The organism is Kitasatospora sp. NPDC024654 (assembly GCF_055559155.1).
The window spans coordinates 50,798-68,279 of record NZ_JBVHLF010000018.1 but is presented as its reverse complement, the minus strand read 5'-3'; the positions used below and the strand labels follow the sequence as shown (position 1 = coordinate 68,279).

At 74.8% G+C, this 17,482-nt stretch carries 18 protein-coding genes; 6 read left to right on the top strand and 12 right to left on the bottom strand.

The genetic code is table 11. The annotated features are described in order from the left end of the window. Positions 1-28 precede the first annotated feature (28 nt). The 6 genes from ACZ38L_RS13835 to ACZ38L_RS13810 form a co-directional block, all read right to left on the bottom strand. The gene (locus ACZ38L_RS13835) at positions 29-964 is read right to left on the bottom strand and encodes an LAETG motif-containing sortase-dependent surface protein (protein WP_465692461.1); all 936 of its coding nucleotides are present in this window, start codon (positions 962-964) and stop codon (positions 29-31) included. Positions 965-1,193: 229 nt separating this feature from the next. Beyond that, entirely contained in the window at positions 1,194-1,817 is a 624-nt protein-coding gene (locus tag ACZ38L_RS13830) for a TIGR03086 family metal-binding protein (RefSeq protein WP_465692459.1), read from the bottom strand. A gap of 11 nt (positions 1,818-1,828) precedes the next feature. Further along, positions 1,829-2,128: a DUF6158 family protein gene (locus ACZ38L_RS13825; protein WP_396565631.1), complete on the bottom strand. Its 300-nt coding sequence runs from the start codon at positions 2,126-2,128 to the stop codon at positions 1,829-1,831. Between the two features lie 20 nt (positions 2,129-2,148). Then, positions 2,149-2,655, bottom strand: coding sequence for a hemerythrin domain-containing protein (locus ACZ38L_RS13820; protein ID WP_465692457.1), 507 nt, complete (start codon positions 2,653-2,655; stop codon positions 2,149-2,151). A 162-nt stretch (positions 2,656-2,817) separates the two neighbouring features. Beyond that, positions 2,818-3,039: a DUF3040 domain-containing protein gene (locus ACZ38L_RS13815; protein WP_396565627.1), complete on the bottom strand. Its 222-nt coding sequence runs from the start codon at positions 3,037-3,039 to the stop codon at positions 2,818-2,820. Between the two features lie 98 nt (positions 3,040-3,137). Further along, complete coding sequence (locus ACZ38L_RS13810) at positions 3,138-4,217, bottom strand: ATP-dependent DNA ligase (protein ID WP_465692455.1); 1,080 nt, start codon at positions 4,215-4,217, stop codon at positions 3,138-3,140. A 73-nt stretch (positions 4,218-4,290) separates the two neighbouring features. On the opposite strand from ACZ38L_RS13810, the gene ligD reads away from it, so the two are divergent. Further along, positions 4,291-5,298, top strand: coding sequence for a non-homologous end-joining DNA ligase (gene ligD, locus ACZ38L_RS13805; RefSeq protein WP_465692453.1), 1,008 nt, complete (start codon positions 4,291-4,293; stop codon positions 5,296-5,298). A 2-nt stretch (positions 5,299-5,300) separates the two neighbouring features. Here ligD and lnt read toward each other — a convergent pair whose 3' ends face one another. Further along, entirely contained in the window at positions 5,301-6,863 is a 1,563-nt protein-coding gene (gene lnt, locus ACZ38L_RS13800; protein WP_465692452.1) for an apolipoprotein N-acyltransferase, read from the bottom strand. A gap of 100 nt (positions 6,864-6,963) precedes the next feature. Then, positions 6,964-7,740 (bottom strand): class I SAM-dependent methyltransferase, encoded by a 777-nt coding sequence (locus ACZ38L_RS13795; protein WP_465692450.1) that lies wholly within the window; start codon positions 7,738-7,740, stop codon positions 6,964-6,966. Positions 7,741-7,930: 190 nt separating this feature from the next. On the opposite strand from ACZ38L_RS13795, the gene ACZ38L_RS13790 reads away from it, so the two are divergent. Next, on the top strand, positions 7,931-8,446 hold the full coding sequence (locus ACZ38L_RS13790) for a histidine kinase (protein ID WP_465692448.1): 516 nt from the start codon (positions 7,931-7,933) through the stop codon (positions 8,444-8,446). A gap of 40 nt (positions 8,447-8,486) precedes the next feature. On the opposite strand, the gene ACZ38L_RS13785 is transcribed toward ACZ38L_RS13790, so the two are convergent. Continuing rightward, entirely contained in the window at positions 8,487-9,083 is a 597-nt protein-coding gene (locus ACZ38L_RS13785; RefSeq protein WP_465692446.1) for a PP2C family protein-serine/threonine phosphatase, read from the bottom strand. A 242-nt stretch (positions 9,084-9,325) separates the two neighbouring features. Between ACZ38L_RS13785 and ACZ38L_RS13780 the strand changes: the two genes are divergently transcribed. From ACZ38L_RS13780 to ACZ38L_RS13765, 4 genes are all read left to right on the top strand, one after another. Then, complete coding sequence (locus tag ACZ38L_RS13780) at positions 9,326-10,420, top strand: sugar ABC transporter substrate-binding protein (protein ID WP_465692444.1); 1,095 nt, start codon at positions 9,326-9,328, stop codon at positions 10,418-10,420. Between the two features lie 39 nt (positions 10,421-10,459). Beyond that, positions 10,460-11,248 (top strand): ATP-binding cassette domain-containing protein, encoded by a 789-nt coding sequence (locus ACZ38L_RS13775; protein ID WP_465692442.1) that lies wholly within the window; start codon positions 10,460-10,462, stop codon positions 11,246-11,248. A gap of 56 nt (positions 11,249-11,304) precedes the next feature. Then, positions 11,305-12,573: a sugar ABC transporter permease gene (locus ACZ38L_RS13770; RefSeq protein ID WP_465692556.1), complete on the top strand. Its 1,269-nt coding sequence runs from the start codon at positions 11,305-11,307 to the stop codon at positions 12,571-12,573. Positions 12,574-12,724: 151 nt separating this feature from the next. After that, positions 12,725-13,984: an acyl-CoA thioesterase/BAAT N-terminal domain-containing protein gene (locus ACZ38L_RS13765; protein WP_465692440.1), complete on the top strand. Its 1,260-nt coding sequence runs from the start codon at positions 12,725-12,727 to the stop codon at positions 13,982-13,984. A 3-nt stretch (positions 13,985-13,987) separates the two neighbouring features. On the opposite strand, the gene ACZ38L_RS13760 is transcribed toward ACZ38L_RS13765, so the two are convergent. The 3 genes from ACZ38L_RS13760 to ACZ38L_RS13750 form a co-directional block, all read right to left on the bottom strand. Next, entirely contained in the window at positions 13,988-14,338 is a 351-nt protein-coding gene (locus ACZ38L_RS13760; protein WP_465692438.1) for a VOC family protein, read from the bottom strand. Between the two features lie 79 nt (positions 14,339-14,417). Next, positions 14,418-15,644 carry an alanine racemase gene (locus tag ACZ38L_RS13755; RefSeq protein WP_465692436.1) on the bottom strand — a complete coding sequence of 409 codons (1,227 nt, stop codon included), beginning with the start codon at positions 15,642-15,644 and terminating at the stop codon, positions 14,418-14,420. Then, a complete protein-coding gene (locus tag ACZ38L_RS13750) occupies positions 15,641-17,455 on the bottom strand; it encodes an IucA/IucC family protein (RefSeq protein ID WP_465692434.1) in 1,815 nt (604 codons plus the stop codon). The genes ACZ38L_RS13755 and ACZ38L_RS13750 overlap by 4 nt, the downstream gene beginning before the upstream one ends. Between the last annotated feature and the right edge of the window lie 27 nt (positions 17,456-17,482).

The window sequence follows — 17,482 nt, the reverse complement described above, 5'->3', positions numbered from 1 at the left end:
GCCGCGGGCGGCGGGTGTTGCGGGTGGGTCAGCCGCGGTTGGCGCGGCGGCGGCTGGCGACCACGGCGCCGGCGCCGAGGGCGAGCAGCGCGGCGCCGCCCACCCCGACCTCGATCAGCGCGGTGCCGTCGGTGCCGGTGAAGGCCAGGCTGCTACCGCTGCTGGTCGGCGTGGTGGAGACCGGCGCGACCGACGGGGTGCCGGTCGGGCCGCTGGTGTCGGTGGGCGCGGTCGGCACGGCGGCGGCCGGGGACGACGACGAGGGGCTCGGCGTGCCGGTCGCGGTGCTCGTCGAGGGGGAGGGCGAGGGCGAACCGGTGTCCGTGGGCGGCGTGGTGCTCGTCGAGGGGGAGGGCGAGGGCGAACCGGTGTCCGTGGGCGGCGTGGTGCTCGTCGAGGGGGAGGGCGAGGACGAGCCGGTGTCCGTGGGCGGCGGGGACGCCGGCGGGGTGTCGCACTTCTGGCCGCCGTTCCAGTGGGCGATCAGGCCGGTCGGGTACGGCTGGTTCGGGAAGAGCGGCAGCGGCCCGTGCACACCGTCGAACTCGGTCTTGCCGTTGTAGAGGTCGGTCTGACCGAAGCACGGCGGGATGAACTTGCTGATGTCCAGGGTCGCCTGGGGGTGCTTCTTGTTGAGCGTGGCGGTCGCCCAGCCCAGGAAGGTCTGCACGCCCGACTTCGCCCAGGTGGCGCCCTGGGTGCTGTAGGAGGCCAGCGACACGTTGTAGTCGCAGCCGTCCTGGGGCTGGCCCACGAGCTTGACGACGAGGCTGGGGTAGGGCTGGGCCATGACGTCGGAGTTGGTCCAGGTCTGGCCGCCGTCGACGGAGTACTTGATGCCCAGCGAGTCGCAGCCGCCGCCGGCGACGTGGGCCTGGGCGGTGCCGGCGGTGACGAGCGGGGTGGCCAGGGCTATGCCGGCCACGGCCAGTGCCGGGAGGGCCCGGCGGAGGGGTCGGTGCACGAGGGAAGGCTCCTAGGGAAAAGGTGGTGCACGATGTACCCCGACGTGGTCTGCCACCGGGCTGGAATGCCCGGAATCGGGGGTTCGACCGCATCGAGAGCGGTGAGGGTACACGACTCGACCGGGCCACCCGCCGCCCGGGTCGGCGCACGACGACGTCCCCCTGGTGGTGAGCTGATCCATCCTCATCCGGCCCGGTTCGTGGGCCGAGCGTCCCCCTGGCCGGAGGTCAGCCGGTCTGCTCCGGATCGAGGGCCGGCCGGCCGGCCGCGCGGCGTCCGAGCAGCGCGAGCAGTCGGGTCAGCGGGTCGGCGTCCGGCGAGGTCTCCAGCGGCGGGTCGAACAGGCCGCTCGCCTCCAGCTCGGCCGCGTGCGGCACCAGCCGGTCGAGCGCGAACTCCACCAGCTCGGGCGCCAGATGGGCGTCCCCGCCGCTGGCCCGGGCGAGGTCCCAGGTGTGCACGGCGGCGTCGATGGTCATCTCCGCGCAGTAGTCGAGCGCGCTGGTCACCCCGTACGAGAGCTGGACGGTCCGGTCCAGCGCGCCCGGCGCGTTGAACGCGGCCCGGGCGGCGGCGGCCGCGGCGGTCCAGGCGGCGACCGGGTCCTCGCCCAGCACGTCACCGTCGAACCGGGAGCCCACCTCGGCGATGGTCCGGCCGGCCAACAGCTCGGGCGCCCAGAGCTGCTCGGTGGTCAGATGGTTGACCAGGTTGCGGACCGACCAGGCCCGGCAGGGCGTGCCGGCCACCCACTGGTTGCACGCGACCCCGTGCACCCGGCGCCCGAACGAGGCCAGCGCCTCGGCGTGCAGTCGCAGCACCGTCCGCCCGCGCTCGCTGTCGTCGCGCATCGGACGCCGCCTCAGCTCGGAGTGGCCTCGGCCCGGGCCGCCACCTCGCGGGCCCGGGCGCCGGACCGGGTGCGCCCGGCGGTGACCAGCCGGTTCGGGAAGCGCCGCAGGTACTCCGCCTCCAGCTCGGCGGTGCGCTCGGTGTGGTGGCGCAGTGCGTCGTCGGAGCCGTACAGGAAGGTCTCGTGCCTGGTCCGGTGCAGTTGCTCCAGCTCGTGCAGCAGCCGCTCACCCTGCAGGCCGGAGGCGGCGACGCCCTCGTGCGGTTCGGCACCGTCGGGCGCGGTGGGCGGGGTGTCCGGGAATTCCATGGCGGTCTCCACTTCGGTGCTCAGCGCCCCTGACTCTCCGGTGCCCCGGTGACGGGGTCGGAAACCGGCCCGGGGCGCGGGCGGGGGGCGGTCTCGCGGACTGCGAGCAGCCGGGTGCCGATCTCCTGCAGGTCCTTGCGGCCGATTCCGGCCCGCACCCGGGGGAACCAGTCCCGCTCCTCCCGTTCGATGTGCCGCTCGACGGTCTCGATCAGGACGCCGACCTTGGCGTCGAACTCCTCCGAGGCCGGGGCCAGTCCGGTGATCTCCGTGCAGAGCAGGTCGGCGATCTGGTGCTCCTGGCCGCCCTGCCGGATCTCCGGCTCCAGTTCCGGCAGCAGCGCGCCGACCCGCGGGTAGACCACCTCGTCCTCGACGTAGGTGTAGACGGTGACCGCGTGCACGATCTCCTCCACCAGCTCGCCCCTGGCCGCATGGTCGTGCTCGGCGGTGGCCCGGTAGGCCCGGAACAGCTGCCGGATCTCCTTGTGCTCCTCCTTGAGCAGCACGATCGCGTCGCTGGACATCCGCTCTCACCTTCCCGGCTCCGGGTGTCCCCATGACCGATGGTGCCAAACGACGGCCCTGTGCGGGCGGTCGGACAGAGCTGTCCAGGGGACGGGACCGGCTGGGCACGGCCCGCTGGACGGGTTGGCCGGGGGCTCGGCCCGGCTAGCGGATCGGCCTGGCTAGGGGATCGGCCCGCGCCCGTGCAGCAGCTCCCGCCAGAGCCGGCGCAGCCGGGTCGCGCTGCCTCGCGGTTGGTGGCCGGCGGCCAGCGCGGCGGCCTCGGCCACCCGCTCACGGCTGCGCTGCCACTGGGCGAACCTGCGGGCCAGGGCCGGGTCCTCGGCGGTCAGCCGGGCTTCGATCCGGCGGCTCTCCCGCTCCTCCTGCCACGAGAGGACCATCGTCCTCACCTGCCTCCGTTCGGTCGGCGGCCGTGCGGTCGTCGGGACCGGCCGGCCCCCCCACGGGTCAGTACGGCGCTGACCGGCCGCGGGTTCGATCAGCGGTCCGGTGACAGTCGGTCGTCGAGGAACTGCGTGAGGTCGTACCGGACCGGCTCCGCCAGCTGGCCGTAGCCGCAGCCGGCGGGCTCCCGGTCCGGCCGCCAGCGCTGGAACCGGGTGGTGTGCCGGAACCGGGTTCCTTCCATGTGATCGTACGCGACCTCGCACACTCGTTCAGGGCGGAGCGGAATCCACTGCGGATCCTTGCCACCGCTCCACCGGCTCGGCGCGCCGGGCAGCCGACCCTCCTGGTGGGCGGCCTCCTCGGTCCAGGTGGCCCAGGGATGGCCGGCCGGGTCGGCCATCCGCAGCGGTGCCAGCTCGGTGGCCAGCTCGCGCCGGCGGGCCGCGGTGAACGAGGCGCAGACCCCGACGTGCTGCAGCGTGCCCGCCGCGTCGTGCAGGCCCAGCAGCAGCGAGCCGACGCCCTGGCCGTCCTTGTGCTCGCGGTAGCCGGCCACCACGCAGTCGGCGGTCCGGCCGTGCTTGACCTTGAACATCGCACGCACGCCCGGCCGGTACGGCGCGTCCAGCGGCTTGGCGACGACGCCGTCCAGCCCGGCGCCCTCGAAGCGGTCGAACCACTCCAGGGCCAGCGCGCGGTCGGTGGTGGCGGGCGCGGTGAACACCGGCGCCCGGGCCGGCCCGAGCGCCTCGACCAACGCGGCGCGCCGCGCCGCCAGCGGCTCGTCGGCCAACGAGCGTGCGCCGAGCGCCAGCAGATCGAAGGCGACGAACGAGGCGGGGGTGCGCTCGGCCAGCGTGCGCACCCGGGAGGCGGCCGGGTGGATCCGCTCCTGCAGCTCCTCGAAGTGCAGCCGCCCGTCGTGCGCCACCACGATCTCGCCGTCCAGCACACAGCGTTCCGGCAGCTCGGCACGGCAGACGGCGACCAGGTCGGGGAAGTAGCGGGTGAGCGGCTTGGTGGTGCGGCTGGCGATCTCCACCTCCTCGCCGTCGCGGAACACCAGGGCGCGGAAGCCGTCCCACTTCGCCTCGTACTGCATCCCCGCCGGGATCTCGGCCACCGCCTTGGCCAGCATCGGCTCGATCGGTGGCATCAGCGGAAGGTCCATGCCTCGATGGTGGGCCGCCCGGCGGCCGGCTGCCCGCCGGGCGGCGGCGCAGGCGCCGCCCTAGCGTGGAGCCATGGCTGAAGCGGTGGAACTGCGGGTCGGCGAGCGGGCGGTCCGGCTCTCCAACCCCGGCAAGGTCTACTATCCCGGGCCCGGCTACACCAAGGGCGACGTCGCCGAGTACTACCTGGCCGTCGTGGACGCGGCGTTGCGCGGGCTGCGCGACCGGCCGACCACCCTGCAGCGGTTCCCGGACGGGGTCGAGGGCGAGTTCTTCTACCAGAAGCGCGCGCCGAAGAACACGCCCGACTGGCTGCCCACCGCCCGGATCGCCTTCCCCAGCGGCCGGTTCGCCGACGAGATCTGCCCGACCGAGCCCGCCGCCGTGCTCTGGGCGGCGAACCTGGGCTGCCTGACCTTCCACCCCTGGCCGGTCCGCCGCGCCGACCCCGACCATCCCGACGAGCTGCGCCTGGACCTCGACCCGCAGCCCGGCACCGACTTCGCCGACGCGGTCCGGGCCGCGTACGAGCTGCGCGAGGTGCTGGCCGAGCACGGGCTGCGCGGCTGGCCGAAGACCTCCGGTGGGCGCGGCCTGCACGTCTACGTGCCGATCGAGCCGCGCTGGACCTTCGCCGAGGTGCGCGGCTGCGCGATCGCGCTGGGCCGGGCGCTGGAACGGCGGATGCCCGAGCGGGTGACCACCGCCTGGTGGAAGGAGGAGCGCGGCTCGAAGATCTTCGTCGACTACAACCAGATGGCCAGGGACCGCACCATCGCCTCCGCCTACTCGCTGCGGGCCCGCCCGGAGGCGACCGTGTCCACACCGCTGGGCTGGGCGGAGCTGGCCGACGCCCACCCGGGCGACTTCACACTGCGCACGGTGCCGGCCCGGCTCGCCGAACGGGGGGATCCGTTCGCCGAGCTGGACGGGCACGCTTTCGGCCTGGAGCCGGTGCTGGAGCTGGCCGAGCGGCAGCACCGGGAGGAGGGGCTCGGTGAGTTGCCGTACCCGCCGGACCACCCGAAGGCACCGGGCGAGCCGCGCCGGGTCCAGCCCAGCCGGGCACGCAAGGACTGAGCTCAGCGCGCGGCGGTGGCGATCGGACCGTCGGTGGGTACCGTCGCGGCCGGGCGGCGGAACCGCCGGCGCCGGTCCGGGTCGGCGAGCTCGTACGCGACGGCGAGCAGCAGCACCAGCACGGCGGTGCGGGGCACCAGGTCGCCGATCCGGTCGTACCAGGTGCGGCTCTCCGGTCCGGGCAGGGCGAGCCGCAGGGTGACCGCGCCGGTCTGCCCGGTGCCCAGCCGGGCGAGTTGGCGGCCCCGCGGGTCGAAGGCGACCGACACGCCGGTGAGCGCCGCCTGGACGGCCGGCCGCCCGCTCTCCACGGCGCGCAGCGCGGCCAGCGAGGCGTGCTGCTCGGGCGCCCAGGTGTCCTGGAAGCTGGAGGTGGCGGACTGGTAGACGAGCAGCTGGGCGCCCTGGTCGGCGGCGGTCCGGCTCATGTCGGGGAAGGCCGACTCGAAGCAGATCAGTGCCCCGATCGGGAGCGGCTGCCCGGCCCGGTCGGCCGGGCGCAGCAGGTGGAAGGAGCCGCCGGGGGTGCGGTTCTCGCCGGCCGCCCTGCTGATCGCGGAGAGCCAGCCGAGCAGCGGCCGCAGCGGGATGTACTCGCCGAACGGGACCAGCCGCATCTTGGCGTAGCGGGCCTCGATGCCGTCCGGCCCGATCAGCACGGAGTCCTTGGAGATGTGGCCGTCGGCCTTCCGGGCGTCCTCGTTGACCAGCAGGGCGGCGCCGGTCTGTGCGGCCAGTGCGCGGAGCCGACCCAGGGTGGCCGGGTCACGGCTGAGGTCGGTGGTGACGCTGCTCTCGCCCCAGACGACCAGGTCCGGGTGGTGGCCGGTCAGGCCGGCGGTGATCCGCGCCGAGGCGTCCAGCCGGGTGGCGCCGTCCGGCAGCACACCGGGCTGCACCAGGGCGACGGTGGCGTACCGCTCGGTGGCCGGCGCGGACTCCAGCGCGAACAGCGTCGGGCCGCTCAGCAGCACCAGCGCGGTGGCGCCCGCGCCCAGCGCGCGGACCTGGCCGCGGTCGGCGAGCAGCACGACCGCCAGCCCGGTGTTGACCGCCACCACCGCGCCGCTCACCAGCCAGACGCCGCCCACCGAGGCCAGTGCGAGCACCACCGGGTGCCGCCACTGGGTGGCGCCGAGCAGCGCCCACGGCCCGCCCAGCGCCTGCCAGGACCGGGCGTACTCGGCGACCATCCAGGCGGCGGGCACCACCAGCAGTGCGGCCAGCGCCCGGCGCGCCGTCAGCGGGGGCCCGAGCAACGCCCAGACCGCCAGGCCCACCCCGCCCTGCAACGCGCCGAACAGCGCGGCGATCAGCAGCAGCCCGGGACCGACGGTCGGCACCAGCCAGTACATCGCGGCCAGCACGAAGCCCGCGCCGAACCACCAGCCGCGCACCGCGGCCTCCCGGGCATGCGGCGCCCGCTGCATGACGAGCAGTCCGGGCACCAGCGCCACCCAGGCCAGTGCCTCCAGGTCGGGGGCCGGGAAGGCGAGCACGGGCAGCATGCCGGCGGCCAGCGAGCCGTACCGGACGGGGTCGGAGAACGCGCCTCGGAGCGACATGATCCGATTCTCCGCCCCGACGGCGTGTCGACGCGAGAGTGCGTGCGGCGACATGCCCGGCTGACGGTGCGTCAGGCCTCTGGTGCGCCTGGTGGTTCGGTCAGCGGATCGCGGCGACCAGGGCGTCCGGGACGGACCGCCAGGCGACCCCGGCCTCGGTGAAGCCCGCCTCGGTCAGCCGGGCGGTGTGCCACTCCGCGGAGTGGCTCTCGCCGTCCGCGTGCGAGCCGTAGATGACGTTGCGGGCGGCGACGGCGTCGGCGAGCCGGGGGTCGGCGGCGGCCGCCTGCCACCACTCCTCCCAGCTGAGCACGGACTCGGCCCGGTCCCGCTCCTGCCGCCGGTGTCGCAGGGCCCGCTCGGCGGCGTTCAGCAGTGGGGTGCTCGGGGTGGGCGCGTGGTCGGCGTTGAGGAAGACGCCGCCGGGCCGCAGCAGCCCGGCCAGGTCGCGGTAGAGCCGCAGCAGGTCGTCGGTCCTCAGCCAGTGCAGCGCGGTGGCGGTGACCACGGCGTCGAACGGGTCGGCGGGCAGCGCGGCGGTCCAGTCCGGGTCGGTGAGGTCGGCGGTGACCAGGCTGAGCCGTGGCTCGTCGCGGAAGTGGCCGGCGGCGATGGCCAGCAGCGCCGGGTCGAGGTCCACCCCGACGCTGGTCGCGCCGGGCAGCCGGGCCAGCAGCCGCTCGGTGATGCTGCCGGTTCCGCAGGCCAGGTCCAGCACCCGGGGCGCCGGCCCGGCGACCGCCTCGACCACGTCGAGCATCACCCGGAAGCGCTCCTCGCGCTCCGGCAGGTACCACTCCTGCTGGCGGTCCCAGCTGCGCTGCCAGCCGTCCCAGTAGCGGCGCTCGGCGACGCCGGCATCGGTGGTGGTGGTCATGGGAGTCCCTCCGGGTAATAGATGAGCTGGGCTGCACCTCTTACGCATGACTCTAGTCGCGAATCAGTAATAGGCCAAGTGGTCATCTGCCACTTACTTCATTCGGACGGGTGCCGCCCTGACGCCCGTCCGGGGGAGCGGACCTACCGTGGAGGGTGGGCCGCCGGGCCCGTCGTCGGGAGGCAGTGCGATGTCGGACACCCACGCGATGCTGTTCGTCACCTTCGCGGACCAGGCGGCGGCGCACGCCGCGTACCAGGAGGCGAAGGAGCTGCCCGGAGCGCGCCAGGCCGCGCTGCTGCGGCGTTCCGCCGAGGGCCTGCTGGACGTCCCCGAGAGCTGGGTCCGCGGTGCCGGCACGCCGACCGTGGCCGGCGGGATCCTGGGCGGGCTGGTCGGCCTGCTAGGCGGTCCGCTCGGGGCCTTCCTCGGCTGGACGGCGGGCACCGCGCTGGGCGGCGCGGCCGAGCTGAAGCACTTCCAGGACGCCGCCGAGACCCTCACCGTCTACAGCAGTGGCCTGGTGGAGAGCGGTTCGCTGCTGGTCGTCGAGCTGCACGAGCACGATCCCGGGCTGGCCGACGAGCTGGCCGCCCGGCACGGCGGCCGGCTGGTCCGCCGCCCGGCCGCCGAGGTGGCCGCCGAGGTCCGGCTGGCCGAGGCGGCGGCCGAGGACGCGATCCGCGAGGAGCAGGTGAAGGACTGAGCGGCCGCCACGCCGCCGGCCGCCGCTCCGCGCCCGGCCACTACTCCGGGCCCGTCAGACGGGCGGCCAGCAGGGCGACGTCGTCCTCGCCGTGGCCGGCGGCGAGCCCGGTCAGGGCGCTGTCGATCAGATGCTCCAGCGGCGCGGCCGGATCGAGCGGCAGGCCGCTGAAGACGGCCAGTGTGGCGAACGAGCAGCGGCCGGTGGCCGGGTCCACCAACGCCAGCAGGCAGGTCGCCACCCGTTCCAGGTCCAGCGCCTCGACGATCCGCTCGGCCTCCCGGAGGATCTCGGCCGGCGGACGGTGCTGCAGTGCCAGGGCGCGGACCAGCGAGCGGTACTCGCTCATGGTGGCCGCCGCGTCCAGACCGTGGCCCATCACGTCGCCGACCACCAGCAGGTTGGTGCCGTCCGGCAGCGCGTAGCGGTAGCGCAGCTCCGGGTCGAGCACGGCGACCCCGACGCCGGCCTGCTCCAGGATCCGGTGCACCCGCCGGTGGTCCGGCACCGCGGGCCGGAGCCGCTCCGGCAGCCCGGCGTCCGCCAGCAGCGCCGGCAGGGCCCGCGCCGCGGCGTCGTCGAGGACTCCCGGATCGAGTGCCGCCGGATCGAGCGGCCGCGGCTCGGGCTGGCCCATGGTCCCTCCTGGCAGGCTCGGCGGGGCGGGCGCCACGGCGGGATCGGGATCGGGGGCGGGGTGCCGGAGGGCGCCGGTCCTCGCCCCGATCATGCCATCGAAGCGGTGCGGCCGCCGGGGGGCGGACGCCGGCCACCGGCCCGTTCGGCCGATCACCGATAGCGCCCGCCGAAACGCCTGCCGAGACTCGAGAGTCCGGGGGCCCGATCCGCAGAGCCCCCGACCCGGAGACGAGGTGCCTGGTGAAGCTCGGTCTCGCGCGCGCTGCGGTCGCGGCCACGGTGCTCAGCCTCCTGCTGGTCACGGCCGCCTGCGGCTACGCCCGGCAGGCCGGCAGAAGCGCGCGCGCCGCGGGTGGCACGGTGCGGATCGGGCTGCTGCTGCCGGAGAGCAAGACCACCCGCTACGAGCAGTTCGACCGGCCGCTGATCGAGGCCGCGATCCGGGCGCTGGCGCCCGGCGCGCAGCTCGACTACTACAACGCGAACCAGAACGCCACCCAGCAGCAGACCCAGGTCGACACCGCGCTGACCAAGGGTGACCAGGTGCTGATCCTGGACGCGGTGGACGCCCGGGCGGTCGAGTCCTCGGTGCGGAAGGCGCACGACGCGGGCGTCAGGGTGGTCGCCTACGACCGGCTGGCGCAGGGCCCGGTGGACTCCTACGTGTCGTTCGACAACGTCAGGGTCGGCCGGCTGCAGGGCGAGGCGCTGGTGGCCGCGGTCGGTGACCGCGCCTCCGGTGGCCGGATCATCATGATCAATGGCTCGCCGACCGACCCCAACGCCGCCCAGTACAAGCAGGGCGCGCACCAGGCGATCAACGGGCGGCTCACCGTCGCCCGGGAGTACGACACCCCGGACTGGGACCCGAACAACGCCAACCAGGAGGCGGCCGCGGCGATCACCGCGCTGGGCCCGGCCACCGTGGTCGGGGTCTACGCCGCGAACGACGGAATGGCCGCCGGCATCGCCACCGCGCTGCGGGCGGCCGACCTGAGCGTTCCGCTGACCGGCCAGGACGCCCAACTCGACGCCGTGCAGAGGATCCTGGCCGGCACCCAGACCATGTCGATCTACAAGCCGTACCGGCCGGAGGCCGAGGCGGCCGCCGAGATGGCCGTCGCGCTGGCCCGGCACCAGCCGCTGCCCGCCGGGCTGGCGCCGACCGCCCAGACCAACGGCAGCGGGCAGACGGTGCCTTCGGTGCTGGTCCCGCCGACCGTGCTGACCAGGGACAACATCAGGTCGACCGTGATCGCCGACGGTCTCTACCCGGTGGACCGGATCTGCACCCCGGACTACGCGTCGGCGTGCGGCGCGGCCGGGCTCAGGTAACCGGCGCGGCAGGCGCGGAGACGAGAGGGAGGTGGCCCGGTGACGGATACGGCGGTGGTCCCGGTGCTGGCCCTGCGCGGGATCTCCAAGCGGTTCGGTGCCGTCCAGGCGCTCACCGGAATCGAGTTGGAGGTCGCGGCCGGCCAGGTGCTTGCCCTGGTCGGCGACAACGGCGCCGGCAAGTCCACCCTGGTGAAGGCGATCGCCGGGGTCAACCAGCCGGACGAGGGCGTGATCGAGTGGCAGGGCCGCCCGGTCGTCATCCACCGGCCGCAGGACGCCCAGCAGCTCGGCATCGCGACCGTCTACCAGGACCTCGCGCTCTGCGACAACCTGGACGTGGTCGGAAACCTCTTCCTGGGACGGGAGTTGCGGCGCCTCGGGGTGCTCGACGAGGTCGAGATGGAGAAGCGCTCGCGAGAGCTGCTGGACACGCTCGCGATCCGGATCCCCAGCGTGCGGATCCCGATCGCCTCGCTCTCCGGCGGCCAGCGGCAGACCGTCGCGATCGCCCGCTCGCTGATCGGCGCGCCCAGCGTGGTGGTCCTGGACGAGCCGACCGCCGCGCTCGGCGTGGAGCAGACCGCGCAGGTGCTTGACCTGGTGGAGCGGCTTCGCGAGCGCGGCCTCGGGGTCGTGCTGATCAGCCACAACATGGCCGACGTGATGGCCGTCGCAGACCGGATCGCGGTGCTGCGGCTGGGCCGCAACAACGGCGTCTTCGATCGCCGACGGACCAGCCAGGAGCAGATCATCTCGGCCATCACCGGGGCCACGGACAACGCCGTGACCCGCCGACAGGCCCGTGACCAGGAAGGGACCTCGTGAACGGCGACACCCCGCAGGACGGCGGCTTCCAGCGCGGTCCGCTGCCCGAGGACACCATGCCCAGGGGCGGCGTCAACACCACCGTCCCGGTCGCGGCCGAGGCCACGCCGGCGGTCGATCCGCGGCTGATCGTCCGCGACCAGGGGGTGGCCGGCTACCTCGGCGAGTTCAGACGCCGGCTGAGCAGCGGCGAACTCGGCTCGGTGCCGGTGGTGGCGGCGCTGGTGGTGATCTGGGTGGTGTTCGGCAGCCTGGACGGCACCTTCCTGTCCGCGCAGAACCTCTCCAACCTCTCGCAGCAGGTCGTCGGCACCGGGATGATCGCCCTCGGGGTGGTCTTCGTGCTGCTGCTGGGTGAGATCGACCTGTCGGTCGGCTCGGTCAGCGGCCTGTGCGCGGCGATCTTCGCGGTGCTGAACGTGACGCACGGGGTGAACCAGTGGGCCGCGCTGGCCGCGGCGCTGGCCGGTGGCGCGCTGGTCGGGCTGGTGCAGGGCCTCCTCTTCGCCCGGGTCGGGGTACCGGCCTTCGTCGTCACACTGGCCGGCAACCTGGCCTGGAACGGCCTGATGCTGCAACTCCTGGGCGCCAGCGGCACGGTGAACCTCTCCGGGCACGACGTCGTGTCGCGGCTCTACACCACCGTCTATCCGCAGGTGATCGCGGCGTACGGGCTCGCGCTGGCCGGCGTGCTGCTCTTCCTCGGTGCCTCGGTGTACGACGCCGAGCGCCGCCGTCGCGCGGGTGTGCCGTTCCGGCCGATGAGCGACATCGCGCTGCGCACGGTGCTGTTGGCGGTGGTGGCGTTCTCGGCGGCGTACACGCTCAACCAGTACAAGGGACTGCCGCTGGCACTGCTGGTCTTCCTGGTCCTCATCGTGCTGTTGGACTTCCTGCTCCGCCGCACCTCCTACGGTCGGCGGGTGTTCGCGCTCGGCGGCAACATCGAGGGGGCCCGGCGAGCCGGCATCGGTGTGGCCGGGGTCCGGGTCTCGGTCTTCGTGATCGCCTCCACCATGGCGGCGGTCGGCGGGCTCTTCCTGGCCGCGCAGATCCAGTCGGCCAGCCAGACCTCGGGCGGCGGCAACCTGCTGATGAACGCCATCGCGGCGGCGGTGATCGGCGGCACCAGCCTGTTCGGCGGGCACGGCAGGACCTGGTCGGCGCTGCTCGGCGCGCTGGTGATCGGCTCGATCCAGTCCGGGATGAACATCGAGGGGCTCAGCAACGCCGTCCAGTTCATGATCACGGGTGCCGTGCTGCTGGCCGCCGTGGTGATCGACTCACTGGCCCGCCGCACCCAGCGGGCGGCGGGTCGGGCGTAGCCTTCCCGGTGTACCCGGTCCGCTTTCGGTGAGAACTGGGCTGGTCGGACGTGCACGGCGTACCATCCGGAGCGGCGCGTCGATCACGTGGCCGTGGAATGACCAGGCGGGGACCGGGCCCGATCCGGCGATTCGATGGTGGGGGGATGCCGTGCGGCGGTTCCGCGGGTGGGCAGGCTCGGCGGCGCTGGTGGTCGTGCTGACCGTGACCGCCGCCGGCTGCGGGGAGGTGCCGCGGGCGGCGCCGGTGATCCGGACGGACCAGGCGAGCGCGCCGCTGGACGAGTCGGCCCACCTGCGGATCACCGGGCTGTCGCCGAACGAGCGGATCTGGGTGGCGGCCGAGGCGGTGGACGCCGAGAACGTCACCTGGCAGTCCGGCGCCGAGTACCGCGCCGACCGCTCCGGGACGGTGGCGCTGGACACCGCCCGGCCGCTCAGCGGCAGTTACCAGCAGCCGGACGGCATGGGCCTGTTCTGGTCGATGGCCCCCTCGAGCGGCGACTCGGAGCAGGCCGTCTTCGTCCCGCGACCGCGGGCCGACCGCGGCTACGACGTCTGGCTCGCGGTGGCCGCGAGCGGCCGGCGGACGGCGGTGCGCACCCTGACCCGGGTGGGCCAGGGTCCCGGCGTCACCCGCCAGGTGCTGCAGCCGCGCCTGGGCGGCGTGGCCGGCGAACTGTACCTGCCCGCGCCCGGCACGCCCCGGCACCCGCCCGTGCTGCTGATCGGCGGCACCACGGAGGACGAGGCACTGGGTCCGACCGCGGCGCTGCTCGCCACCCACGGCTACCCGGCCCTCTCGGTGGCCTACCCCGGCCAGGCCGGGTTGCCCGGCACGCTGACCGACGTCCCCTTGGAGTACTTCCGCGCCGCCGCCCAGCTGCTGGCCGGCCAGCCCGGCACGGACCCGGCCCACCTGGCCGTCCTCGGCTACGCGCGGGGCAGCGAGGCGGCCCTGCAACTGGCCCAGGACTACCCGGACCTGGTGCACGGCGCGGTCCTCTACGCGCCGGCCGACCGGGTCGGTGTGGCGTTCCACGGACCCGGCGCGGCCTGGACGCTGGCGGGTCGACCGGTCCCGAGCGGCCCGATCCCGGTGGACCGGGTCAACGGGCCGGTGCTCACCCTGGCCGGCGGCCAGGACCCGCTCTGGCCCGCGGCATCGGCCGCCCAAGCGGTGACCGCCGCCCTGGACGCGGCCGGTCACGCCTACCCGCACAAGACGCTGGTCTACCCGCAGGCCGGCCACCAGGTCGGCACCTTCCCCTACCAGCCGGGCGGCATCCGGCTCACCGACCCGCTCACCGGCGTGGTCACCGACCTCGGCGGCAGCCCCGCGGCCAACGCCGGGGCCCGCGCCGACGGATGGCCCCAGGTGCTGTCGCTGCTGGGATCGTTGAGCGGCTGACGACTACAACTCCGTTGCCAGCGGATGGCGCGGCTCGTACAGGCCGACTCCGCCGCCGCCCGGCAGCCGCAGCCGGGTCACCCGCCCCCACCGCTCGTCGCTCACCGGGTGGGTGAACTCCACACCCTTGGCGCCCAGTTGTTCCATGGTTGCCGCGATGTCGGTACACATCAGATAGAGCTCCTGGGTTCCCGGCCCTTCCGCGGGATGCACCCCGAGTTCGGCCGGCGGCAGCTTGAAGATCAGCCAACCGCCGCCGGCGTCGACGTGTGGGTACTCCAGGACGTCACGGAAGAAGTCCCGGTCGGCTTCGGGGGCGGCGCTGTGGATGACGACGTGGGTGCCAGTGATCACGCGGCCAGGGTAGGGGCGGTCCGGCCGCGCGCGGCCCAGCCACGCTCGGACCGGCCGACCGTGGGCCGCCGGACCGGCCCTACTCGTCGAGGACGTGGAAGGTCGGGCGGGGGTGCAGCAGGAACTCGTGGTGGGAGATGTTCCAGGCGTAGGCGCCGGCGAGCTGGAAGACCACCCGATCACCGGCTCGCAGGCCGGGGGCGGTCGCGTGGTGGGCCAGGACGTCCTTGGGGGTGCAGAGTTGGCCGGCCAGAGTGATCGGGGCGGCGGTGGCGGTCGGGCGGGGCCAGGGGTGCGGCCAGGCGGGGACGGGGAGGACACCGAACGGCTGGGAGTGGCCGCGGGTGGCGGGGGTGCGCAGGTGGTGGGTGCCGCCACGGAGGACGGCGAACTGCTCGCCGTGACTCCGCCTGACGTCCAGCACCTCGGTGGCGTACCAGCCGCAGTACGCGGTCAGCGCCCGGCCCGGTTCGATCCGCAGTCGCAGGCCCGGGTGGCGAGCCAGCAGGCGGCGCAGGCCCGTGCCGAGCGCCGCCCAGTCGAAGCGGGCGGCCGGGGCGGTGTAGTCCACCGCCATGCCGCCGCCCAGGTTGACCTCGGTGAGTTCCAGCCGGTGCCGGGCGGCCAGCGCGGCCGACCAGTCGAGCACCTGTTCGCCAATCGCCAGGTGCTCGGCCGGGGCCAGGCCGCTGGCCAGGTGGGCGTGCAGGCCGCGCAGCCGCAGCCGGGCGGCCTCCGGGCGGGCCAGCAGCCGCAGGCACTCCTCGGTCGCCCGTGGGTCCAGCCCGAACGGGGTCGGCCGGCCGCCCATCGCCAGCGCGGCGGAGTCCGGCAGGCCGGTGGCGAGCGGCGGGTTGACCCGCAGCAGGACGTCGACCGTGGCTCCCGGGGCGGCGGCGGTGAGCGCGGCCAGTTGGCGCAGTTCCTGGACGCTCTCCAGGTGCCAGCGGTGCACCCCGGCGCGCAGCGCGGCGGCCAGCTCGGCCGGGGTCTTGCCCGGGCCGCCGAAGGCCAGCGCGGCGCCCGGCGCGGCCGCTCGGACGTGCGCCAACTCGCCGCCGGAGGAGACCTCGTAGCCGCCCACCGCGTCGCGCAGGGCGGCCAGCAGGGCGGGCTCGGGGTTGGCCTTGGCGGCGTAGTACAGCTCGACCCGCTCGGGCAGCGCGGCCCGGACGGCGGCGGCGTGCCGGCGCAGCGCGGGGAGGTCGTAGAGGTAGGCGGGAAGTTGGTCGGGGGCGAGGTCGGCGAGCCGGGCCAGCACGGCCGGGGTGGGGTCGGCGGAGGTGCTCGTCGCGGAGGCGCTCATCGGGTACTCCGGGCCAGGTCGGGGGTGGACGCGGAAGTGCGGGCGGCCTGGGCCAGCACCTCCTCCGCCAGCGGGGAGGGCAGCCGGACGTACCCGGCCGCGCGGTCGGCCTTGCGCTCCCAACGGGTCAGCAGGTTGGCCTTGGCCGGCAGCGGCGCGCCCGCCAGCAGGGCGCCGAGCCGTGGCGGGCAGCCGTGCTCGGCGGCGTAGTCGGCCAGCGTGGCGCGGACCAGCGCCCAGAGTTCGGCCTCCAGCGACGGCACCCGGTCGGCCAGCGCGGCCAGCAGCTCCGCGACGTGGTTCACCAGCAGGCAGTAGACCACCCGGTCCCAGCCGCGCTGGGCCTCGTAGCTGATCGGGCCGCTCACCTCGGGCGGCAGCCCGGCCAGCAGCGCGGCGTTGCGTTCGGGGAGCAGCTTGGTGCCCTCCAGGTCGCGGAAGAGCACCTGGGCCGGGTGGCCGGTCGGGTCCACCCCGATCAGCACGTTCTGCAGGTGCGGCTCCAGCACCACGCCGTGGTCGAAGTAGGCCGCCAGCACGGGCGGCAGCAGCAGCCGCAGGTAGGCCGCCCACCAGGCGAGCAGCTCGCCCGGGCCGGCGTCGGGCAGCAGCCGGGAGATCTGGGCGGAGCTGGTCGGGTACTCGTCGGCGACCGCGGCGGCGAGCAGCGGGGTGACGCCGGGGCGCAGCCGGGCGGTCAGGTCCTCGCGGACGATCAGGCCGAAGCCCTCGAGGAGGGCGAGCTCCGGGGTGCCGTCCGGGCCGGGCAACGCCAGCGACCGGTAGGCCGGTTCGCGCAGCATCGCGGCTCTTGGGAAGCGCTCGGCGAGGTCGGCCAGCGCCGGTTCCAGCCGGCGGGTCAGTTCCACCGCGCCGGTCAGCTCGTACGCGGCGTTCTCCCGGAGGCAGTTGGTGATCCGCACGTTCAGGCTGAACTTGAGGAAGGCGCCGGCGCCGCGCAGGGTGCGGACCGAGGCGGTGGCGGCGAACTCCGGGCCGCCGGTGCCCAGATCGAGCACGTCGCGGCGGGCCAGGGCGGCCCGCAGCAGCGGGTGGTCCGCGAGGAGCTGGTACTGCCACGGGTGCGCGGGCAACAGCCGGTAGCCGGAGGGGACTTCGCGGACTCCGTCGCCCGGCCCGCCGCGCACCGGGTCGAGCAGCCCGTCGAGCAGCGCGGTGGCGGCCGGGTCGGTGGTCTGCTCGGCCAACAGGCCCTCGCGCACGGCGAGATAGCGCAGCGGGAAGGCGGCCCGGGCCTCCGGCGCGTACGCGGACCACTGCTGCCCGCCCAGGTCGCCGTCCGCCGAACGGGACTTGGGCGCGGGGTGGAACCGGTGGCCGAAGAGCAGCGCCTGTTCGGACTCCAGGTAGCGGTCCGCACCGGGTGCCGGGCGGTCGCGCAGTGCGGCGCGGACGATCCGGTGGCTGGAGACCAGCTGGTCGAGGAACTCCTCGTTGTCACCGCCGGTCCGCAGGGTGAGTTCCCGCCGGACCTGTCCGGCCAGCGTGAGCCAGTCCAACTCGACCCAACCACCGACCTGTTCGACTTCCACCGGGCCGCTGAACCGGTGCGCGCCGAGCAGCGAGCCGCGGCGCAGCGCGACCCGCAGCAGCACACCGCAGCGGGGCAGCCGGAGCAGCAGCCGGCCGTCGCTGACCGCGGTCTGGTGTTCGGGGCCGGAGACCTCCCGCAGCAGGCAGTTGACCAGCGTGTGCGCCACCACCTGCTCCGCGTCCGGCAGTTCGGCGGGCGTCCGGGCGGGCATCCGGGACGCCGGGACGGGCGGCGGGGGCGGTGGGACGGCGGACATCAGCGGCTCCTGTGGGGGCGGGGAAGA